The organism is Azotobacter tropicalis (assembly GCF_059739045.1).
In genome coordinates, this window is record NZ_AP046059.1 from 1,735,331 (window position 1) to 1,752,406 (window position 17,076).

The 17,076-nt window shown below is 63.7% G+C and carries 9 protein-coding genes, 3 tRNA genes and 2 pseudogenes; 5 read left to right on the forward strand and 9 right to left on the reverse strand.

The features are described 5' to 3' along the window. Positions 1-121: 121 nt before the first annotated feature. The 6 genes and pseudogenes from Atro_RS08095 to rluD form a co-directional block, all read right to left on the reverse strand. Positions 122-197: transfer RNA gene (locus Atro_RS08095), tRNA-Lys, on the reverse strand. A gap of 15 nt (positions 198-212) precedes the next feature. Next, positions 213-289: transfer RNA gene (locus tag Atro_RS08100), tRNA-Pro, on the reverse strand. 9 nt (positions 290-298) lie between these two features. Continuing rightward, positions 299-374 (reverse strand) — tRNA-Asn (locus tag Atro_RS08105). Positions 375-541: 167 nt separating this feature from the next. Beyond that, positions 542-3,105: pseudogene (gene clpB / locus Atro_RS08110) on the reverse strand (ATP-dependent chaperone ClpB). A 162-nt stretch (positions 3,106-3,267) separates the two neighbouring features. Beyond that, complete coding sequence (gene pgeF / locus Atro_RS08115) at positions 3,268-3,996, reverse strand: peptidoglycan editing factor PgeF (protein WP_497927168.1); 729 nt, start codon at positions 3,994-3,996, stop codon at positions 3,268-3,270. Continuing rightward, entirely contained in the window at positions 3,996-4,967 is a 972-nt protein-coding gene (rluD, locus tag Atro_RS08120; protein ID WP_497927169.1) for a 23S rRNA pseudouridine(1911/1915/1917) synthase RluD, read from the reverse strand. Before rluD ends, pgeF begins: the two co-directional genes overlap by 1 nt. A 146-nt stretch (positions 4,968-5,113) precedes the next feature. On the opposite strand from rluD, the gene Atro_RS08125 reads away from it, so the two are divergent. Continuing rightward, positions 5,114-6,127: an outer membrane protein assembly factor BamD gene (locus Atro_RS08125; RefSeq protein WP_497927170.1), complete on the forward strand. Its 1,014-nt coding sequence runs from the start codon at positions 5,114-5,116 to the stop codon at positions 6,125-6,127. A 97-nt stretch (positions 6,128-6,224) separates the two neighbouring features. On the opposite strand, the gene Atro_RS08130 is transcribed toward Atro_RS08125, so the two are convergent. Beyond that, a complete protein-coding gene (locus Atro_RS08130; protein ID WP_497927171.1) occupies positions 6,225-7,859 on the reverse strand; it encodes an NAD+ synthase in 1,635 nt (544 codons plus the stop codon). A gap of 227 nt (positions 7,860-8,086) precedes the next feature. Between Atro_RS08130 and Atro_RS08135 the strand changes: the two genes are divergently transcribed. From Atro_RS08135 to Atro_RS08145, 3 genes and pseudogenes are all read left to right on the forward strand, one after another. Then, complete coding sequence (locus Atro_RS08135; RefSeq protein ID WP_497927172.1) at positions 8,087-8,323, forward strand: PP0621 family protein; 237 nt, start codon at positions 8,087-8,089, stop codon at positions 8,321-8,323. A gap of 31 nt (positions 8,324-8,354) precedes the next feature. Continuing rightward, a complete protein-coding gene (locus Atro_RS08140; RefSeq protein WP_497927641.1) occupies positions 8,355-9,932 on the forward strand; it encodes a sensor histidine kinase in 1,578 nt (525 codons plus the stop codon). A gap of 64 nt (positions 9,933-9,996) precedes the next feature. Beyond that, a pseudogene (locus Atro_RS08145) lies at positions 9,997-11,336 on the forward strand (sigma-54-dependent transcriptional regulator). A gap of 64 nt (positions 11,337-11,400) precedes the next feature. On the opposite strand, the gene thiO reads toward Atro_RS08145, so the two are convergent. Then, positions 11,401-12,498 (reverse strand): glycine oxidase ThiO, encoded by a 1,098-nt coding sequence (thiO, locus tag Atro_RS08150; protein ID WP_497927173.1) that lies wholly within the window; start codon positions 12,496-12,498, stop codon positions 11,401-11,403. Positions 12,499-12,687: 189 nt separating this feature from the next. Between thiO and Atro_RS08155 the strand changes: the two genes are divergently transcribed. Further along, positions 12,688-13,251 carry a GspH/FimT family pseudopilin gene (locus Atro_RS08155; protein ID WP_497927174.1) on the forward strand — a complete coding sequence of 188 codons (564 nt, stop codon included), beginning with the start codon at positions 12,688-12,690 and terminating at the stop codon, positions 13,249-13,251. 45 nt (positions 13,252-13,296) lie between these two features. Here Atro_RS08155 and Atro_RS08160 read toward each other — a convergent pair whose 3' ends face one another. Beyond that, positions 13,297-17,064, reverse strand: coding sequence for a pilus assembly protein (locus Atro_RS08160; protein WP_497927175.1), 3,768 nt, complete (start codon positions 17,062-17,064; stop codon positions 13,297-13,299). Positions 17,065-17,076 lie beyond the last annotated feature (12 nt).

Consider the following 17,076-nt stretch of genomic DNA (forward strand, 5'->3'; position numbering starts at 1 on the left):
CGGATACCGGCCCGATTAGAAACCAAGCCAAGGCAGGAGAGAAATGCGAGCCAAGGGATAAGAGAATAATGCAGCGCAGGAAGTACGACTTCGAAGACTCGAAAGTGCATACGACAAGAGATGGTGGGTCGTGTAGGATTCGAACCTACGACCAATTGGTTAAAAGCCAACTGCTCTACCGACTGAGCTAACGACCCAAGCACATGAAGAGATGGTCGGGGTAGAGAGATTCGAACTCCCGACATCCTGCTCCCAAAGCAGGCGCGCTACCGGACTGCGCTATACCCCGTCTGAAAGCTGGCTCCGCGACCTGGACTCGAACCAGGGACCCAATGATTAACAGTCATTTGCTCTACCGACTGAGCTATCGCGGAACTTTCATCGCTTCTCAACTGCAGCGAATCCGAAAACACCGTCTCCGTTGCAGTGGCGCGCATTTTACGGCTCCAGGCGCCCCTGTCAACCCTTGAAAAATGCTTTTTGCAGCAATTACTTATTTTTGTCCTCTCCCCCCGCAGGGAGAGAAGGTCGAGAAGAGGTATCAGCCAAAGACTATCTCGTCACCCACCACCTGGGCTGAGATCTTCGCTCCAGGAGCGAACCGGCCGGCAAGGATCTGCTGTGCCAGCGGGTTCTCTATCCAGCGCTGGATCGCCCGCTTGAGCGGCCGAGCCCCGTAGACCGGGTCGTAGCCGACGGCAATCAGCTTGTCCAGAGCCTCATCGGAGAGATCCAGGCTCAGTTCACGCTCGGCCAGACGCCGACGCAAGCGCTTCAGCTGGATCTCGGCGATACCGGCGATCTGCTCACGGGCCAACGGATCGAACACTACGACCTCGTCGATACGGTTGATGAACTCTGGCCGGAAGTGATGGCTTACCGCATCCATCACTGCCGCACGCTGAGCCTCTCGATCGCCGGCCAACTCCTGGATCTGCACCGAGCCGAGGTTTGACGTCATCACCACCACAGTATTCTTGAAGTCCACTGTACGCCCGTGGCTATCGGTCAGGCGACCATCTTCCAGTACCTGCAGAAGGATGTTGAACACATCGGGATGGGCTTTCTCCACCTCGTCCATCAGCACCACGGAGTAAGGCTTGCGACGCACCGCCTCGGTCAGATAGCCCCCTCCTCGTAGCCGACATACCCCGGAGGGGCACCGATCAACCGGGCCACCGAGTGTTTTTCCATGAACTCGGACATATCGATGCGCACCAACGCCTCCTCGGTATCGAAGAGGAATTCGGCCAGTGCCTTGCAAAGCTCGGTTTTACCTACCCCGGTCGGGCCGAGGAAAAGGAAGGAACCGCTCGGCCGATTCGGATCGGCGAGCCCAGCGCGGGAGCGCCGCACCGCGTTGGCCACGGCGGTCACCGCCTCATGCTGGCCGATCACCCGCTGATGCAGCAACTCCTCCATTTTCAGTAGTTTCTCGCGCTCGCCCTCGAGCATCTTGGCTACCGGGATACCGGTCCACTTGGATACCACCTCGGCGATTTCCTCGTCGGTGACGCGGTTGCGCAGCAACTGGTTCTCCCGCGGCGCGCCGCTGTCGACGGCGGCCAGCTTGCGCTCCAGCTCGGGAATCTGGCCATACTGCAGCTCGGCCATGCGGTTCAGATCACCTTTGCGCCGTGCCGCTTCCAGGTCCAGCTTGGCCTGTTCCAGTTGCTGTTGAATCTGCGCCGAGCCCTGCACTTCGGCCTTCTCGGATTTCCAGATCTCCTCGAGGTCGGCGTACTCGCGCTCGAGCTTGACGATATCCTCCTCCAGCTTGGCCAGGCGCTTCTTGGTCGCTTCGTCGGTCTCCTTCTTCAGCGCTTCGCGCTCGATCTTCAGCTGGATCAACCGGCGATCGAGACGGTCCAGCTCCTCGGGCTTGGAGTCGATCTCCATGCGGATGCGGCTGGCCGCCTCGTCGATCAGGTCGATGGCCTTGTCCGGCAGCTGGCGGTCGGTGATGTAGCGGTGCGACAGCTTTGCCGCGGCGATGATCGCGCCATCGGTGATGGTCACCCCATGGTGCACCTCGTAGCGCTCCTTGAGGCCACGCAGGATCGCGATGGTGTCCTCTTCGCTCGGCTCATCCACCAACACCTTCTGGAAACGGCGCTCCAGAGCAGCGTCCTTCTCGATGTACTGGCGGTACTCGTCGAGAGTGGTAGCACCGACGCAATGCAGCTCGCCGCGGGCTAGAGCCGGCTTGAGCATATTGCCAGCGTCCATGGCGCCCTCGGCCTTACCGGCGCCGACCATGGTGTGCAGCTCGTCGATAAACAGGATCACCCGCCCTTCCTGCTTGGCCAGCTCGTTGAGCACAGCCTTCAGGCGCTCCTCGAACTCGCCGCGGAATTTGGCGCCGGCAATCAGCGATCCCATGTCCAAGGACAGCAGACGCTTGTCCTTGAGGCCATCCGGCACCTCGCCATTGACGATACGCTGTGCCAGCCCTTCGACGATGGCCGTCTTGCCGACCCCCGGCTCACCGATCAGCACAGGGTTGTTCTTGGTGCGCCGCTGCAGCACCTGGATAGTACGGCGGATTTCGTCGTCACGACCGATCACCGGGTCGAGCTTGCCCTCCTCGGCCCGCGCGGTCATGTCGACGCAATACTTGTCCAATGCCTGACGCGACTCCTCAGCGTTCGGATCGTTCACCGTCTGGCCGCCGCGCAGGTTGCTGACGGCGTTTTCGATGGCCTTTTTCGATACCCCCTGGTCGAGCAGCAGTTTGCCCAGGCGAGTATTGCCATCCAGCGCGGCAAGCAGCACCAGCTCGCTGGAGATGAACTGATCGCCCTTCTGCTGTGCCAGACGATCAGCCTGGTTGAGCAGACGCGCGAGGTCCTGGGACAGGTTCATGTCACCGGTGGGATTCTGCAACTTGGGCAACTGGCCCAATGCCTGGCTCAGCGCCTGGCGCAGGGCATTGATGTCGAAGCCGACCTGCATCAGCAGCGGCCTGATCGAGCCACCCTGCTGATCGAGCAGCGCCTGCATCAGGTGCAGCGGCTCGATGGCGGCATGGTCGAGACCGACCGCCACGGACTGGGCATCGGACAGGGCAAGTTGCAGTTTGCTGGTCAATCGGTCGATTCGCATGGAGTCATCCTTCCTATAAGGAGCGGGCTGGCGCGCTGGAGCACCTGCCGAGTTGAAGCATAGATAAGGATGATCGGCGGGGATTCAAGGGCGCAGGCTTGATCCGTGTCAGCAATTGGAACGATGGACGCAGTCCCTTCGCCCTTGCAGCGAAGAAAGCGGTCAGGGAGTCGTCAGCCAGACCAGACTGGCGAAACGACCGGTACGCGGGGCGCGGCGATAGGAATAGAAGCGTGGATCGCTATAGGTGCAGAAACCGCCGCCGTATACGGCCTCGACGCCGCGAGCAGCCAGGCGGATGCGCGCCAACTGGTAGAGATCAGCCATGAAACGCCCGGGGTTGTGACTCGCAACGAAAGCCTCAGCGGCCTGCGGATGATGCGCGAGAAAGGCTGCGCGCACCTCCGGACCGACCTCGAAGACCGCCGGACCGATGGCCGGACCGAGCCAGACCAGCAACTCCTCCGGCGCCACTGCCAGGGCATCCAGAGTCGCCTCCAGAACGCCACCGGCCAGCCCGCGCCAGCCGGCATGGGACGCCGCCACCCGCGTGCCGGCACGATCGCAGAACAGGACTGGCAGGCAGTCGGCAGTCAGGATGGCGCAGCAGATGCCAGAGCGATCCGTCCAGCTGGCATCGGCCTCGGCTGTCAGCGTCGGATCGGCCGGTACCACCGTCACGCCATGCACCTGACGCAGCCAGGCCGGCTCGCAGTCGAGGCTGGACTGCAGACGCCGGCGATTCTCGGCCACGGCCCGTGGCTCGTCCCCGACATGGTCGCCGAGATTGAAGCTATCGAAGGGCGCGACACTGACGCCGCCCGCGCGAGTCGTCACGCCGGCGCGCACCCGTGCCGGTGCAGGCCAGTCCGGCACCAGCCAGGCATCCATCAGACGAACGCCTCGTTGTCCTGGCGTAACAGCGTCAGCAGCCAGACGAAATCGTCCGGCAGCGGCGCCTCCCACTTCAGGCGCTCGCCGCTGGCCGGGTGGTCCAACTCGAGGAAACGGGCGTGCAGGGCCTGGCGCGGAAACTCCCGGAGCGCCTGCACCAGGGTCGGACTGGCCGCCGGCGGGATGCGGAAGCGCCCGCCATAGACCGGATCGCCCACCAGCGGATAGCCGATGTGGGCCATGTGCACACGGATCTGGTGGGTGCGTCCGGTTTCCAGCTTGATGCGGGTATGGGTATGCGCGCGGAAACGTTCGAGTACGCGATAGTGGCTGACCGCCGGCTTTCCACCCTCAATCACTGCCATGCGCTGGCGCTGCTGGCCATGCCGGCCGATGGGGGCCTCGACGGTGCCACCGGCAGTGATCACGCCGACCACGATGGCCTCGTAGATGCGGCTGACGCTGCGCGCCTGCAACTGCTCGACCAGCCGCGTCTGCGCCTGCAGGGTCTTGGCCACCACCATCAGGCCGGTGGTGTCCTTGTCCAGGCGATGGACGATGCCGGCGCGCGGCACATTGACCAGCCCCGGCACATGATGGAGCAACGCATTGAGCAGGGTGCCGTCGGCGTGCCCAGCGGCCGGATGCACGACGAGCCCGGCCGGCTTGTTCAGCACTAGGATCTGCTCGTCCTCATGAACGATGTCCAAGTCGATAGCCTGGGCGACCCACTCGCCCTGCGCCTGCTGTTCGGCATCCAGCTCGAGCAGGGCGCCACCATGCACGACGTCGCGAGGGCGCAGCACGGCGCCATCGACGGTCAGGCGCCCGTCCTTGATCCAGGCGGCCAGGCGCGAGCGTGAATGTTCGGCGAAAAGCTGTGCGGCAACCTGGTCGAGGCGCTGGCCGCCCAGCTCGAAGGGGACTTCGGCACGAAGTCGAATGGCCTGATCGTTATGTATTGACATGCTCGGCAACGGCGGGGCATGGCTTTTGGTTTCGGCCATGCGCTTGTGGTTAAATACGGCCCCTCTGCCCCGGCTCACGCGGGGCGCCCATCATAACAGGACGGCCCGGCCCCCGACAGCCGCCGTCACAGGGACGCACAGCCTCCATGCACCTGAAACACCTGCTGCTGATCGCCACGCTCGTTCTCATCGCCGCCTGCGGATCGAAGAAGGAGAAGGAGGATGTCGTCGACGAGAACCTCAGCGAGACTGAGCTGTACCAGCAGGCCCAAACCGACCTCGGCAACGAGAACTACAGCGCCGCGACCAGCAAGCTGAAAGCGCTGGAGTCGCGCTATCCGTTCGGCCGCTATGCCGAGCAGGCGCAGCTCGAACTGATCTACGCCTACTACAAGAGCCAGGAGACGGAGGCCTCGCGTTCGGCAGCCGAACGTTTCATCCGCCTGCATCCGCAGCACCCGAACGTCGACTACGCCTACTACCTCAAGGGCCTGGCCTCCTTCGAGCAAGATCGCGGCCTGCTGTCGCGCTTCCTGCCGCTGGACATGACCAAACGCGACCCCGGCGCGGCCCGCGACTCCTTCAACGAGTTCGCCCAGCTCACCAGCCGCTTCCCGAACAGCCGCTATGCGCCGGACGCCAAGGCGCGCATGGTCTACCTGCGCAACCTGCTGGCCGCCTACGAGATCCACGTCGCCCACTACTATCTCAAGCGCGAGGCCTACGTCGCCGCCGCCAACCGCGGCCGCTACGTGGTGGAGAACCTCCAGGAAACGCCCGCGGTGGGCGACGGCCTGGCGGTGATGGTCGAGGCTTACCAGCGCATGACCCTGGACGAATTGGCCGCCACCAGCCTGGAAACCCTGAAGTTGAACTACCCGGATCACCCCAGCCTGCAGAACGGCCAGTTCGTGCCGCTGGAGGAAGAGGATGACAACCGCTCCTGGCTGGGCAAAGCGACTCTCGGCTTGATCGAAAGCAAACCGCCGTTGCCTCCGGGCGAGACCCGCGCCAATCAGGATATCCGTCGCATGTACGAGGAAGCCCGCCAGGAAATTCGCGCCGATCTGAAGCAAGGCGAGGAGGCTCCCGAAGCGGTCGAGGCCGCCGATCGCAAGCCCAAGCGCGCCTGGTGGAATCCTCTTCGCCTGCTCGACTGAAGCAGTACTGGCAGCACGAACAAGAAGGGAGGCCCAAAGGCCTCCCTTCTTGTTTCAGCGGTAGGTCAGCCACACGAGGGCGGCCCGCACTCCTCGCTCAATCCCCCAGCCGCCAGCCGGAAGTGATCGGATAGCGCCGATCCCGGCCGAAACCACGCTGGGTCACCCGTACCCCGACCGCTGCCTGACGACGCTTGTACTCGTTGAGATCGACCAGGCGCAGCACCCGCTTCACGGTATCCTCGTCGAAACCCTCGGCGACGATGGCATTGGCCGACAAGTCGTACTCGACATACAGCTTGAGGATCTCGTCGAGCACCGGATAGGGCGGCAGCGAGTCCTCGTCCTTCTGATCGGGAGCCAGCTCGGCTGACGGCGGACGGTCGATGACCCGTTGTGGAATCACCGTTCCCAGGCGGTTGCGATACTCGCAGAGACGGAAGACCAGGGTCTTGGGCACATCCTTGAGCACGTCGAAACCGCCGGCCATATCGCCGTAGAGCGTCGCGTAGCCGACCGCCATCTCGCTCTTGTTGCCGGTGGTCAGTACCAGATAGCCCTTCTTGTTGGAAATGGCCATCAGCAAGGTGCCACGACAGCGCGCCTGCAGGTTCTCCTCGGTGGTGTCCCGACCGAGCCCCGCGAACACCGGCGCCAGAGTCCCCATGAACGCCTCGACCATCGGCGCGATGGGCAGCACCCGGTAGGTCACGCCCAGAGCACGGGCCTCCGCTTCGGCATCCTCCAGGCTCATCTGTGCCGTGTAATGGTAGGGCATCATCACCGCCTCGACCCGCTCGGCACCGAGCGCATCCACCGCCACGGCCAGGGTCAATGCCGAATCGATGCCACCGGACAGCCCCAGAATCACCCCCTTGAAGCCGTTCTTGCGCACATAGTCGCGCACCCCCATCACCAGCGCCTGATAGACGCTCTCCTCCAGTTCCGGCAGCGGCACGCAGCTGGCAGTGTGCGGCAATACCGCCCCTTCGTCCTCGATGCGGAGATCGACCGGATAAAGCCCTTCGGTGAAAGCCGGCACCCGCTGGGTCACCTGGCCGTCCGCTGCGACCACGCAGGAACCGCCGTCGAACACCAGTTCGTCCTGCCCACCGACCTGGTTGACGTAGACCACCGGCATGCCGCCTTCGGTCGTCCGGGCGGCGAGGATCTCCTCGCGCTCGCGCTGCTTGTCCAGATGGAAGGGCGAAGCATTCAGGCTGAGCATCAGCCGCGCTCCGGCGTCGCGTGCCTGGCGCATGGGGCCGGGAAACCAGATGTCCTCGCAGATCGACAAGGCCACGGGCACGCCCTTGATATCTAGCAGGCAGGCCTCGCTACCCGGCTCGAAATAGCGGCGCTCGTCGAACACCCGGTAATTCGGCAGATGCTGCTTGTAGTAGCGCGCCAGAAGCTCGCCGTCGGCGATCACCGCAGCAGCGTTGAAACGCTGCCCGTCTTCCAGCCAAGGGTAGCCCAGCACCAGATAGATGCCCCGAACCTCGTCCTTGATCCGCTGCAGGCCCTGCTCGATACGCAACTGCATGCTCGAGCGCAGCAGCAGATCCTCCGGCGGGTAGCCGCACAGCGCCAGCTCGGGAAACACGATGACATCCGCGTCCCAGTCGTCACGGGCGCTGCAGGCTGCCTCGACGATGCGCTCGACATTGCCGTGCACATCGCCGACGCGCAGATTCAGTTGGGCCATCACGACCCGCAGGGTTTGGCTCATGGCCGTCTCCACCGATGAATGTGACGCGCCCGGCATGTACACGGGCGCGCATCGAAAAATCCATTCTCCCGCATCGGCGCCTGCGGAAACAACGCGCTCCAGCCCATGCCGGGGCGAACCGTAAAACCTTCGCGCCATGCCGGCCCGCGCGCGGAGCCGGCTACGGCATAGTCCCGGAAAACCCCCGGCTTGCTAAAATACCGGCCCTCCTTCGAGTAGAGCACTCCATGATCCGTCTGCTGTTCTGGACTCTCGTCATCATCGCCGTCCTTTGGCTCTGGCGCCGGCTGACACGCCCGGCCTCGCGTCCCGTCGCCAAGACCGCCCCCGAAGCACCCAAGCCCATGGTGCGCTGCGCCCACTGCGGCGTTCACCTGCCGCGCGAGGAGGCGCTGGCCGAAGGCCGCCTCTGGTACTGCAGCCAGGCGCATCTGACCCAGGGCCCAAGCCGCGGTGAGCGCTGAACCCCTGCCGCACTACGGCGCCCCATTAGGCATCCACCCGCTGGGCGGCCCTCAAGGCGGTAACGTCCTGCGCCTGTACCATCTGTATCGACTGGTCATCGGCCTGCTGCTGGTACTGCTGATCTCCAGCAACCTGGACGAACGGCTGCTGCAGGTCGCCCACCCCGAGCTGTTCCACCACGGCAGCTGGTTCTATCTGATCCTGAACATCGTGGTCGCCGTCCTGGTGCATCACCCCAAGCCCCTGCAGATCTTCAGCCTGGCGCTGGTCGACGTAATCCTGCTCTCTGGCTTGCTCTATACGGCCGGCGGTCCGTCCAGCGGCATCGGCAACCTGATCATCGTCTCGGTAGCCGTCGCCAATATCCTCCTGCGCGGACGGATCGGCCTGCTGATCGCCGCCGTGGCGGCCAGCGGCCTGGTCTACATGACCTTCTACCTGGGCTTCAACCGTCCTGCGGCCGCTACCCAGTACGTGCATGCCGGAGCGCTGGGTTCGCTGTGCTTCGCCAGTGCGCTGTTCGTGCAGAGCCTGACCCGCCGCCTGCAACGCAGCGAAACCCTGGCCGAACGGCGCGCTGCCGAGGTCGCCGACCTGCAAGCCTTGAACGCGCAGATTCTGGAGCGTATGCGGACCGGCATCCTGGTGCTCGACCAGCAACAGGAGATCGTGCTGGCCAACCAGAGTGCTTTCACCCTGCTGGGCAACCCCGAACTGGTCGGACAACCGCTTGCTCCCCATTGTCCGGAACTGGTGGAACGCCTGCAGCAGTGGCAACAGAACCCGACCCTGCGCCCGCAGGACCTGCACACCCTGCCCCACGGCCCGCTGGTTCAGCCGAACTTCGTGCCCCTCAAGCGCGGCGGCCGACAGAGCACCCTGATTTTCCTGGAAGACGTCTCGCAGATCGCCCAGCAGGCCCAGCAGCTCAAGCTCGCCTCGCTCGGCCGCCTGACCGCCGGCATTGCGCACGAGATCCGCAATCCGCTCGGCGCCATCAGCCATGCCGCGCAACTGCTGCAGGAGTCCGAGGCGCTCGAAGGCCCGGACCGGCGCCTGGCGCAGATCATCCAGGACCAGTCGCGACGCATGAACCTGGTGATCGAAAACGTGCTGCAGTTGTCGCGTCGGCGCCAGGCCGAGCCACAACTGCTCGACCTGAAATACTGGCTGCACCGCTTCGCGGGCGAATACCGCGCCTCGGCGACGTCCAACCAGGTCCTGCACCTGGAAATTCGGGACGGTTCGCTGAAGACCCGCATGGATGCGAACCAGCTCATCCAGATCCTGAGCAACCTGGTGCAAAATGGCCTGCGCTACAGCGCTCAGCGTCATCCACAAGGCCAGGTCTGGCTCAAGCTGTTTCGCGATCCGGACAGCGACCTGCCAGTGCTCGAGGTGCTCGACGACGGCCCCGGCGTGCCTGCCGAGCAGATCGAGCACATCTTCGAACCCTTCTTCACCACCGAAAGCAAGGGAACCGGCCTGGGCCTGTACATTTCCCGCGAGCTATGCGAGAGCAACCAGGCTCGCCTCGACTACCGCGGCAGCGAAGGCAGAGGCGGCTGCTTCCGCATCACCTTCGCCCACCCGCGCAAGCTGACTTAGATATTTGACGGATGCTCTCACCTAGCCCCCTTCGAATTCCCGCCATCTGCAACCGAGTCCGAGCATGAGCGCCCGACAGAAAGCCTTGATCGTCGACGACGAGCCCGACATCCGCGAACTGCTGGAAATCACCCTCGGCCGGATGAAGCTCGACACCCGCAGCGCCCGCAACCTCCAGGAGGCGCGCGACTGGCTGGGACGCGAGCGTTTCGACCTGTGCCTGACCGACATGCGCCTGCCCGATGGCAGCGGCCTGGAGCTGGTGCAATACATCCAGCAACGCCACTCGCAGGTCCCAGTCGCCATGATTACCGCCTATGGCAGCCTGGATACCGCGGTCAACGCCCTCAAGGCCGGCGCCTTCGACTTCCTGACCAAGCCGGTCGACCTCGCCCGCCTGCGCGAGCTGGTCGCCAGCGCCCTGCGTCTGCATGCACCAGCGGCCAAAGAGGAGCCGGTGGACAGCCGACTGATCGGCGACTCACCGCCGATGCGCACCCTGCGCAAGCAGATCGCCAAGCTGGCCCGCAGCCAGGCGCCGGTCTACATCAGCGGCGAGTCCGGCAGCGGCAAGGAAGTGGTGGCCCGCCTGATCCACGAACAGGGTCCGCGCGCCGAACGCCCCTTCGTTCCGGTGAACTGCGGCGCCATTCCTTCGGAACTGATGGAAAGCGAGTTCTTCGGCCATCGCAAGGGCAGCTTCACCGGCGCCATCGAGGACAAGCTGGGCCTGTTCCAGGCGGCCAACGGCGGCACCCTGTTCCTCGACGAAGTGGCCGACCTGCCGCTGCCGATGCAGGTCAAGCTGCTGCGCGCCATCCAGGAAAAGGCCGTGCGCACGGTCGGCGGCCAGCAGGAGATGGTGGTCGACGTGCGCATCCTTAGCGCCACCCACAAAGATCTGGCCGCCGAAGTCGCTGCCGGCCGTTTCCGCCAAGACCTCTATTACCGCCTGAATGTCATCGAGCTGCGCGTTCCGCCGCTGCGCGAACGCCGTGAGGACATTCCTGCGCTGGCGACGATCATGCTGGCGCGCCTGGCGGAAGAGGCCGGCCTGCCACCCGCCCGGCTCAGCGAGGACGCCCGGGAAAAGCTCTGCAGTTACCGCTTTCCGGGCAACGTGCGCGAGCTGGAGAACATGCTGGAGCGAGCCTACACCCTCTGCGAGGACGATCTGATCCAGGCCCGCGACCTGCGCCTCTGCGACACCCGAGTTCAGCCGAACGCGGCGAGGCATCGCTGGCCGGCATCGACAACCTCGAGGACTACCTGGAAGAGCTCGAGCGCCGGTTGCTCATGCAGGCCCTTGAGGAAACCCGCTGGAACCGCACCGCCGCCGCCGAGCGCCTGGGCCTGAGCTTCCGCTCCATGCGCTACCGCCTGAAGAAACTGGGCATCGACTGAAGTCGGCGGCTGCGTAACCCCCTCGCCCGAGAGGGCCGGAGCGAGAGTATTCGGGAGGACCGGCTCAGCGCTGGCCAATCCGCCCGGCCGGCGCATAGGGCGCCGGATCGATGATCGGCTCGCGCGCCAGCAAGAGATCGGCGAGCAACTGGCAGGACGCCGGCGCCAACACCAGCCCGTTGCGGAAATGCCCGCAGTTCAGCCACAGTCCCTCGTGATCGGGGACCGGACCGATATAAGGAATGCCCTCGGGCGAGCCAGGCCGCAGCCCCGCCCACTGCTTGACCACCTCGGCACCGGCCAGCGCTGGCAGCAGCGCCTCGGCAGAAGCCTTGAGGCTTTCCAGGGCCTCCCCGGTAGGCGTCTTGTCAAAACCGACATCCTCCAGGGTACTACCCACCAGGATGTGCCCGTCCCGTCGCGGAATCGCGTAGCGTCCGTCGGCCATCACCATCCGCGGCAGGAAGTCCTCGGCGCACTTGTAGAGGATCATCTGGCCCTTCATCGGCTTGACCGGCAGCTCCAGCCCCAGGGTGGCGAGCAACGCGCCGCTCCAGGCACCAGCTGCGAGCACCACGTGATCGGCCCGCAACTCACCGGACGCCGTACGCACCCCGACGATACGCTCGCCTTCGCGAACGAAGCCCGTCACCGGCTGGTTCTCCTCGAGGATTACATTGGGCAGGCGCGCCAGCGCCTCGTGCAGCGCGGCGAGCAGACGCGGATTGCGCACGTTGGCCACCCCCGACATGAACAGCGCCCGCGAGAAGCCCGGCCCCAACGCCGGCACCGCCTGGTGGACGGACGCGATATCCACCGCCGCCAGCGGCCGGCCCTCCCGCGCTGCCCAGGCCAGCGCCTCGGCCTCGTCCTCCAGATCCAGCCAGTAGAGGCCGGTGACATGCACCTCGGGATCGATCCCGGTTTCCTGCCGCAGGCGCTCGCCCAGCGCCGGATAGAAGTCCTGTGACCAGTGCGCCAGCGCCGTCACCGCCGGGCTGTAACGCCAGGGATAGAGTGGCGACACGATGCCGCCGCCAGCCCAGGAAGACTCCCGGCCGAGCGCGCTCTGATCCAACAGACGGACCTCCACCCCGGCCTCCGCCAAGCGCAGAGCCGACAACATACCGATGGCGCCACCGCCAACCACCAGGACTCGCATCGCATCCTCTCCCAAAGAAAACGGGCCGTAAATCGGCCCGTTATACGCCTGCAGGGAACTGCATGCCAAGGTTGTGCAGCCACGAGCCTGCCGTCAGGCCCGGAAAGTGCCGCTTGCTCGGCATACCGCCAACGCACTGCCTTGTACTCTGTGCGGTCGGCATGGAGCCACAATCCAGGAAGGAAAACGATGCGAATCATCCAGCGACGGCACGAATATGGCTTCACCTTGGGCGAGGCCCTCATTTCGACGGCTATCCTAGGCATACTGCTGGGCCTGGCCGTTCCCGCCTTCACCCATCTGACGCTGAACAGCCAGAAGAACAGCGCGGCACAACAAGCTAGATCCCTGCTGATGCACGCCAGAAGCATCGCCGTGACTCAGAGAAAGACCGCCACTCTATGTGCCAGTCAGAATGGTTACAACTGCGTCAAAACCGATGCCCGATTTCTCATTGTTTTCATCGACCACAATCTGAATGGTCAGGCCGACACCTCGGAACTCATCCGTCAGGAGCCGGTATTGCCTGAGATCCGTTATCGACTGAGCGCCTCCACCCTCGATAGCATTCGCTTCCGCCCCGATGGCACGGCAAGCAGCTATGGCAGCATTGCCCTCTGCCCCTCGGCAGACAACAAATATGCAGCCAGGCTGATCGTCAGCAGCATGGGGCGTGTACGCAGCGCCTGGGATAGCGATGGCGACGGCGTGATCGAGGGAGCGGACGGCAGGCCGCAGAACTGCCCATCCTGACCCGCAGTCACTGCGGCGGCACGGTGAGTGCCGCCGCAGCGGGGCCTACTTGGCGTACCAGTAGGCGCGCTTGCGGTTGTTGCTCAGCTCGATCTCCGGGATGGACGGGTCGAAGGTCGTAGGGCCCGAGCCGCCGATGATGAAGGGCACCGTCTCCTCCCCGATGTTGACCAGTCCCGTTACCGGCGATGGCGGCAGGCCGCCCCCGACGAATACGGTGTACTCCAGCTTGGCAGTATTGAAGTCGAGCGTGTAAGCCCGGGCTATGCCGAGGTCGGCGGTACAGGAGTCCGTCTTCGGCACGTCCGGGTAGTTGGTGCCGAAGTAGGTCTTGCCGGCCACGGTGACTGGCGCGTTGACGCCCTTCTCGCCCGCGTTGGGAAGATCGATGTAATAACCATCGATGTCATCGGCCGTGGCATCGAAGGAGCTAAGTTGATCGGGATTGGCAACCAGATCGGTATGGGTCAAGGCGGTGAAGGGCGTGGTCATGGCTGCACCAGTGTCCTTGTCCTTGATCATGTAGATCCGATCTTGCACGTTGTAGGCCATTCCTGCTGTCGTATCGGTGGTATAGAGCGGGTGCTCGCGATCGCCGGATACCGCCATGATGGCATCGAAGGCGCTGGTCGGAATCACATCCGGGGCGAAGAGAAACTTTCGTGCATCGTTTCCGGTACCGCCCAGCGCCGCCAGCTTGGTGATTTTCCAGTCGGCGGGCGTGGATGCCATGCCGAAGCCCTTTGGATCGAGATCGACGCGCCAGATATTGCCTCCCACGTCCGCCGCGTAGACCCGGTCGACATAGCCATCCGAGTTGCGGTCGAGCAGCGTGACATCGGCCGCCACGGCATCGGTCGGCGCGCCGGTCGAGACGCAAACCCCGTCGCTCGCCAGATCGACACCTGTGCAGTCGGCCAGAGCCGCCCAGACCACCTTGCCGGTCACCGCATCCAGGATCAGCACGCCCCGTCCCATGGAGTCATCGCTCACGACCGGGTCGGCATCCTGTTCCGGCGCATAGCCGGCGCCCATGATCAGCACCGGGTCGGTCCGACTGCTCAACACCGCCACCTTCGGCTGCGACCAGGTCTGCCCCAGTTCCTTGATGTCTGAATTGGTCTTTTTCCAGAGGAATTTCGGCATCTTCGGATCGGTAACATCGAATGCATAGATCAGGCGCCCGCCTCGCCGGGCAGTCAGATAGATATAGGTCTTGCCCTTGGTGGAGGCCTCGGTGTCAGTGGTGTCTGTGGTGGTCGAGCGCGTATCGCGCAGGACGGTGGTCGAGCCGTCGAAGAAGTAGTCCTTGGGCTGCTTGTCCGGAGCCATGACGCCGGCAATATCGATCAGTGGCGAATTCTGGAACAACCGCTTGAACTTGCCGTGGAACTCGGGGGCAACGAAGCTCCACAACTCGCCTCCTGCCCTAACACCGTCGATGGCCGCTGTCTGGTTACCGTTCACCGCCCGGAAGATGCCATCGTTGGCACCATAGAAAACCACCACACCTGTAGTGCCGCCATAGTTGATAACCGCCGGCCGGGAGTGCAGCACGTCCCCGTGCAGGGACGGACGCACGGTGACCGGGGCGCCAGGGCCGGCCATATCCTCGTTGCCGGCGATATCCCAACCACGTACCCAGTTGACCAGGTTGCTGGCGGTCAGGGCCGGTGCGACTTCACAGCCGACGATCGCATCCGGCAGGGTCAGGGCGGCGTTGTCCCACTTGAAAGTGAAGGTATTGGTCGCGATGGCCGTTACGGTCACGTTACGGCCGCTGCTGCCGGCAGGCAGGTTGGACAGGCCTAACACGGTTGCAGTTGCATCACTCTTCACGGCGCAGTTCTTGAGAATCACGGAGTCGCCAATACTCAGGCCATGTGCCGTGGCACCGCTGTTAACGGTCACGGTGCGATCAGGCTTGTAGAACACCGTGCCATCCGGGATGGAATAGGATGCGCCGGTCTGCAGGCCACTGACCTTAAAGGTGAAAGTGTTAGCCGTAACCGCCGTCACCATACAACCGGAGGGCATACCACAAGCGCCTTGGAAATTTGCCGTATTCAGCTCATTCACAATGATATCGTCGACACTCAGGCCTGGATCGGTATCCACGAAGGACACCTCGAACGTACAACTCTTGTTGTCCGCCTTGCATGTCGCCGCCCCCACCTTGAACGCCTCCCCCGCTGTGAGCGAAGCGCCATAGGACGAGGTCGGACCCACGCCGAACAGGGTAGAGGCATTTGCCATCAGTGTGGCATTCCCGGTGGAAAACTCGGTCAACCCCGAGCCGCAGCCGCCGATGCTGTCGCAGGTCAGCAGATTGCGCCCGTTGTCGTTGCTGCTATCAGCGTAGGTAGCCGTCAGGTTGTCGGCACGCGCCATCTGTGCAGCACCGCCTTTCTCGACCAGATCGCCATCCGGCGAGTCGAACTGCAAGCCTTCTCCGGAGGGGCTGCTCAACCAGAAGCCGGTGCTCGGCCAACCCGTTACGCCAGGCGAATTGGTCGTCCAGAAACTGACCGCCTCGGGCGAAATGGCCCCCGTCGCCGGATTGGTCTTCGAGGTGACGGCTCCGGTATCGGGATTCTCCGTAGAGTCGGTCAGGACGATGTTGTTGCCGGAATCCAGACCCAACTGATACTGCTTGAGATTCCCGTACCAGCGCGGGTTGGCATTGTCGTCCGGACGGAACATGGCCACGAACACCTGATTGAGATAAGTGCCCTGGGTGTTCGCCGTCACCGGCAGAGTGGCGGAAGCGAAGACGCTGTTCTTGGCCTGCACGTCGTTGAACACGGTGAACAAGGCATTGGCGAGCCCATCGATATCCCTGACATCGACCAGAAAGCTTTTGCCCCCGCCCTGCTTGGCCATTTCGGCGTAGTAGTTGATCGTGCTCTGGGCCTGGGCCTGATTGGCCAGGTCGCTCACCGAAATGGTGTAGGTCGTGACGTTCTTGTCGGCGGTGGCACTGTCGATCACCGAGACCCGCTTCATGAAACGGGCCCATTCATCGGCCCAGAAATCGTTGTTGGTGTTGCCCGAAGTATTCAGCAGGGGCACCGCGATCGGCTTGCTGAACAGGGAATATGCGTTGGAACCGGAGGCATAGCCGAAAACTTCGCTCAACTCCTTCTTGAGGATGACATCGGCATCCCCGCCATCGCCCGGGTTGCTGTTGGTGAAGGCGTTGCCAATATAGATCAGCACCGCATCGCGACACTGGGTCGACACCTCGGCGAGCGTGGAATAATTCACGCCCGAACAGGAAGCGCTTCTGCCGTTCAGCGCAGCCCAAGCCTCGGCCATGGTCGCGCCCACCGCCACGCTATTGGTCTTGATGGTGCCGGAGCCAGTGTCCTTGAATGCCTTGATTTTCGCGATCAGGGTATCGAGGCCCTCCTTGTCCATCAGTTGGGGAGCGTGCACCAGATAACCGCACTGGCCGTTACCGCTCTTGAAGTCGTTCTTGTTGAACACCATCAAGCCGATCTTGATCATGCCCAGCAGATTCGGATCGCTGCGCAGAGTATGCAGGGCATTAACCATCGCACACTGCTCCATGCCCGCGGCCGTCGCGGTCCCCAGGCTTGGCGCGCCACTGCCATCGGCATACTGAGTGCAAATCTCTTCGGCGCTAGCACTGTTGTTCGCCGCGTTGTCCCAGACCAGCAGGACCGTCGGCACGTTGCCGCCCGCCGGGTTGATGCCGGTATAGATGTCGATGTCCTGCGCAAAAGCGCCATGCGTGCCCAACAGCAGGGGCAGAAGCGCCGCAGCACACCGGATTGAAAACCTCTTCACGACCACTCTCCC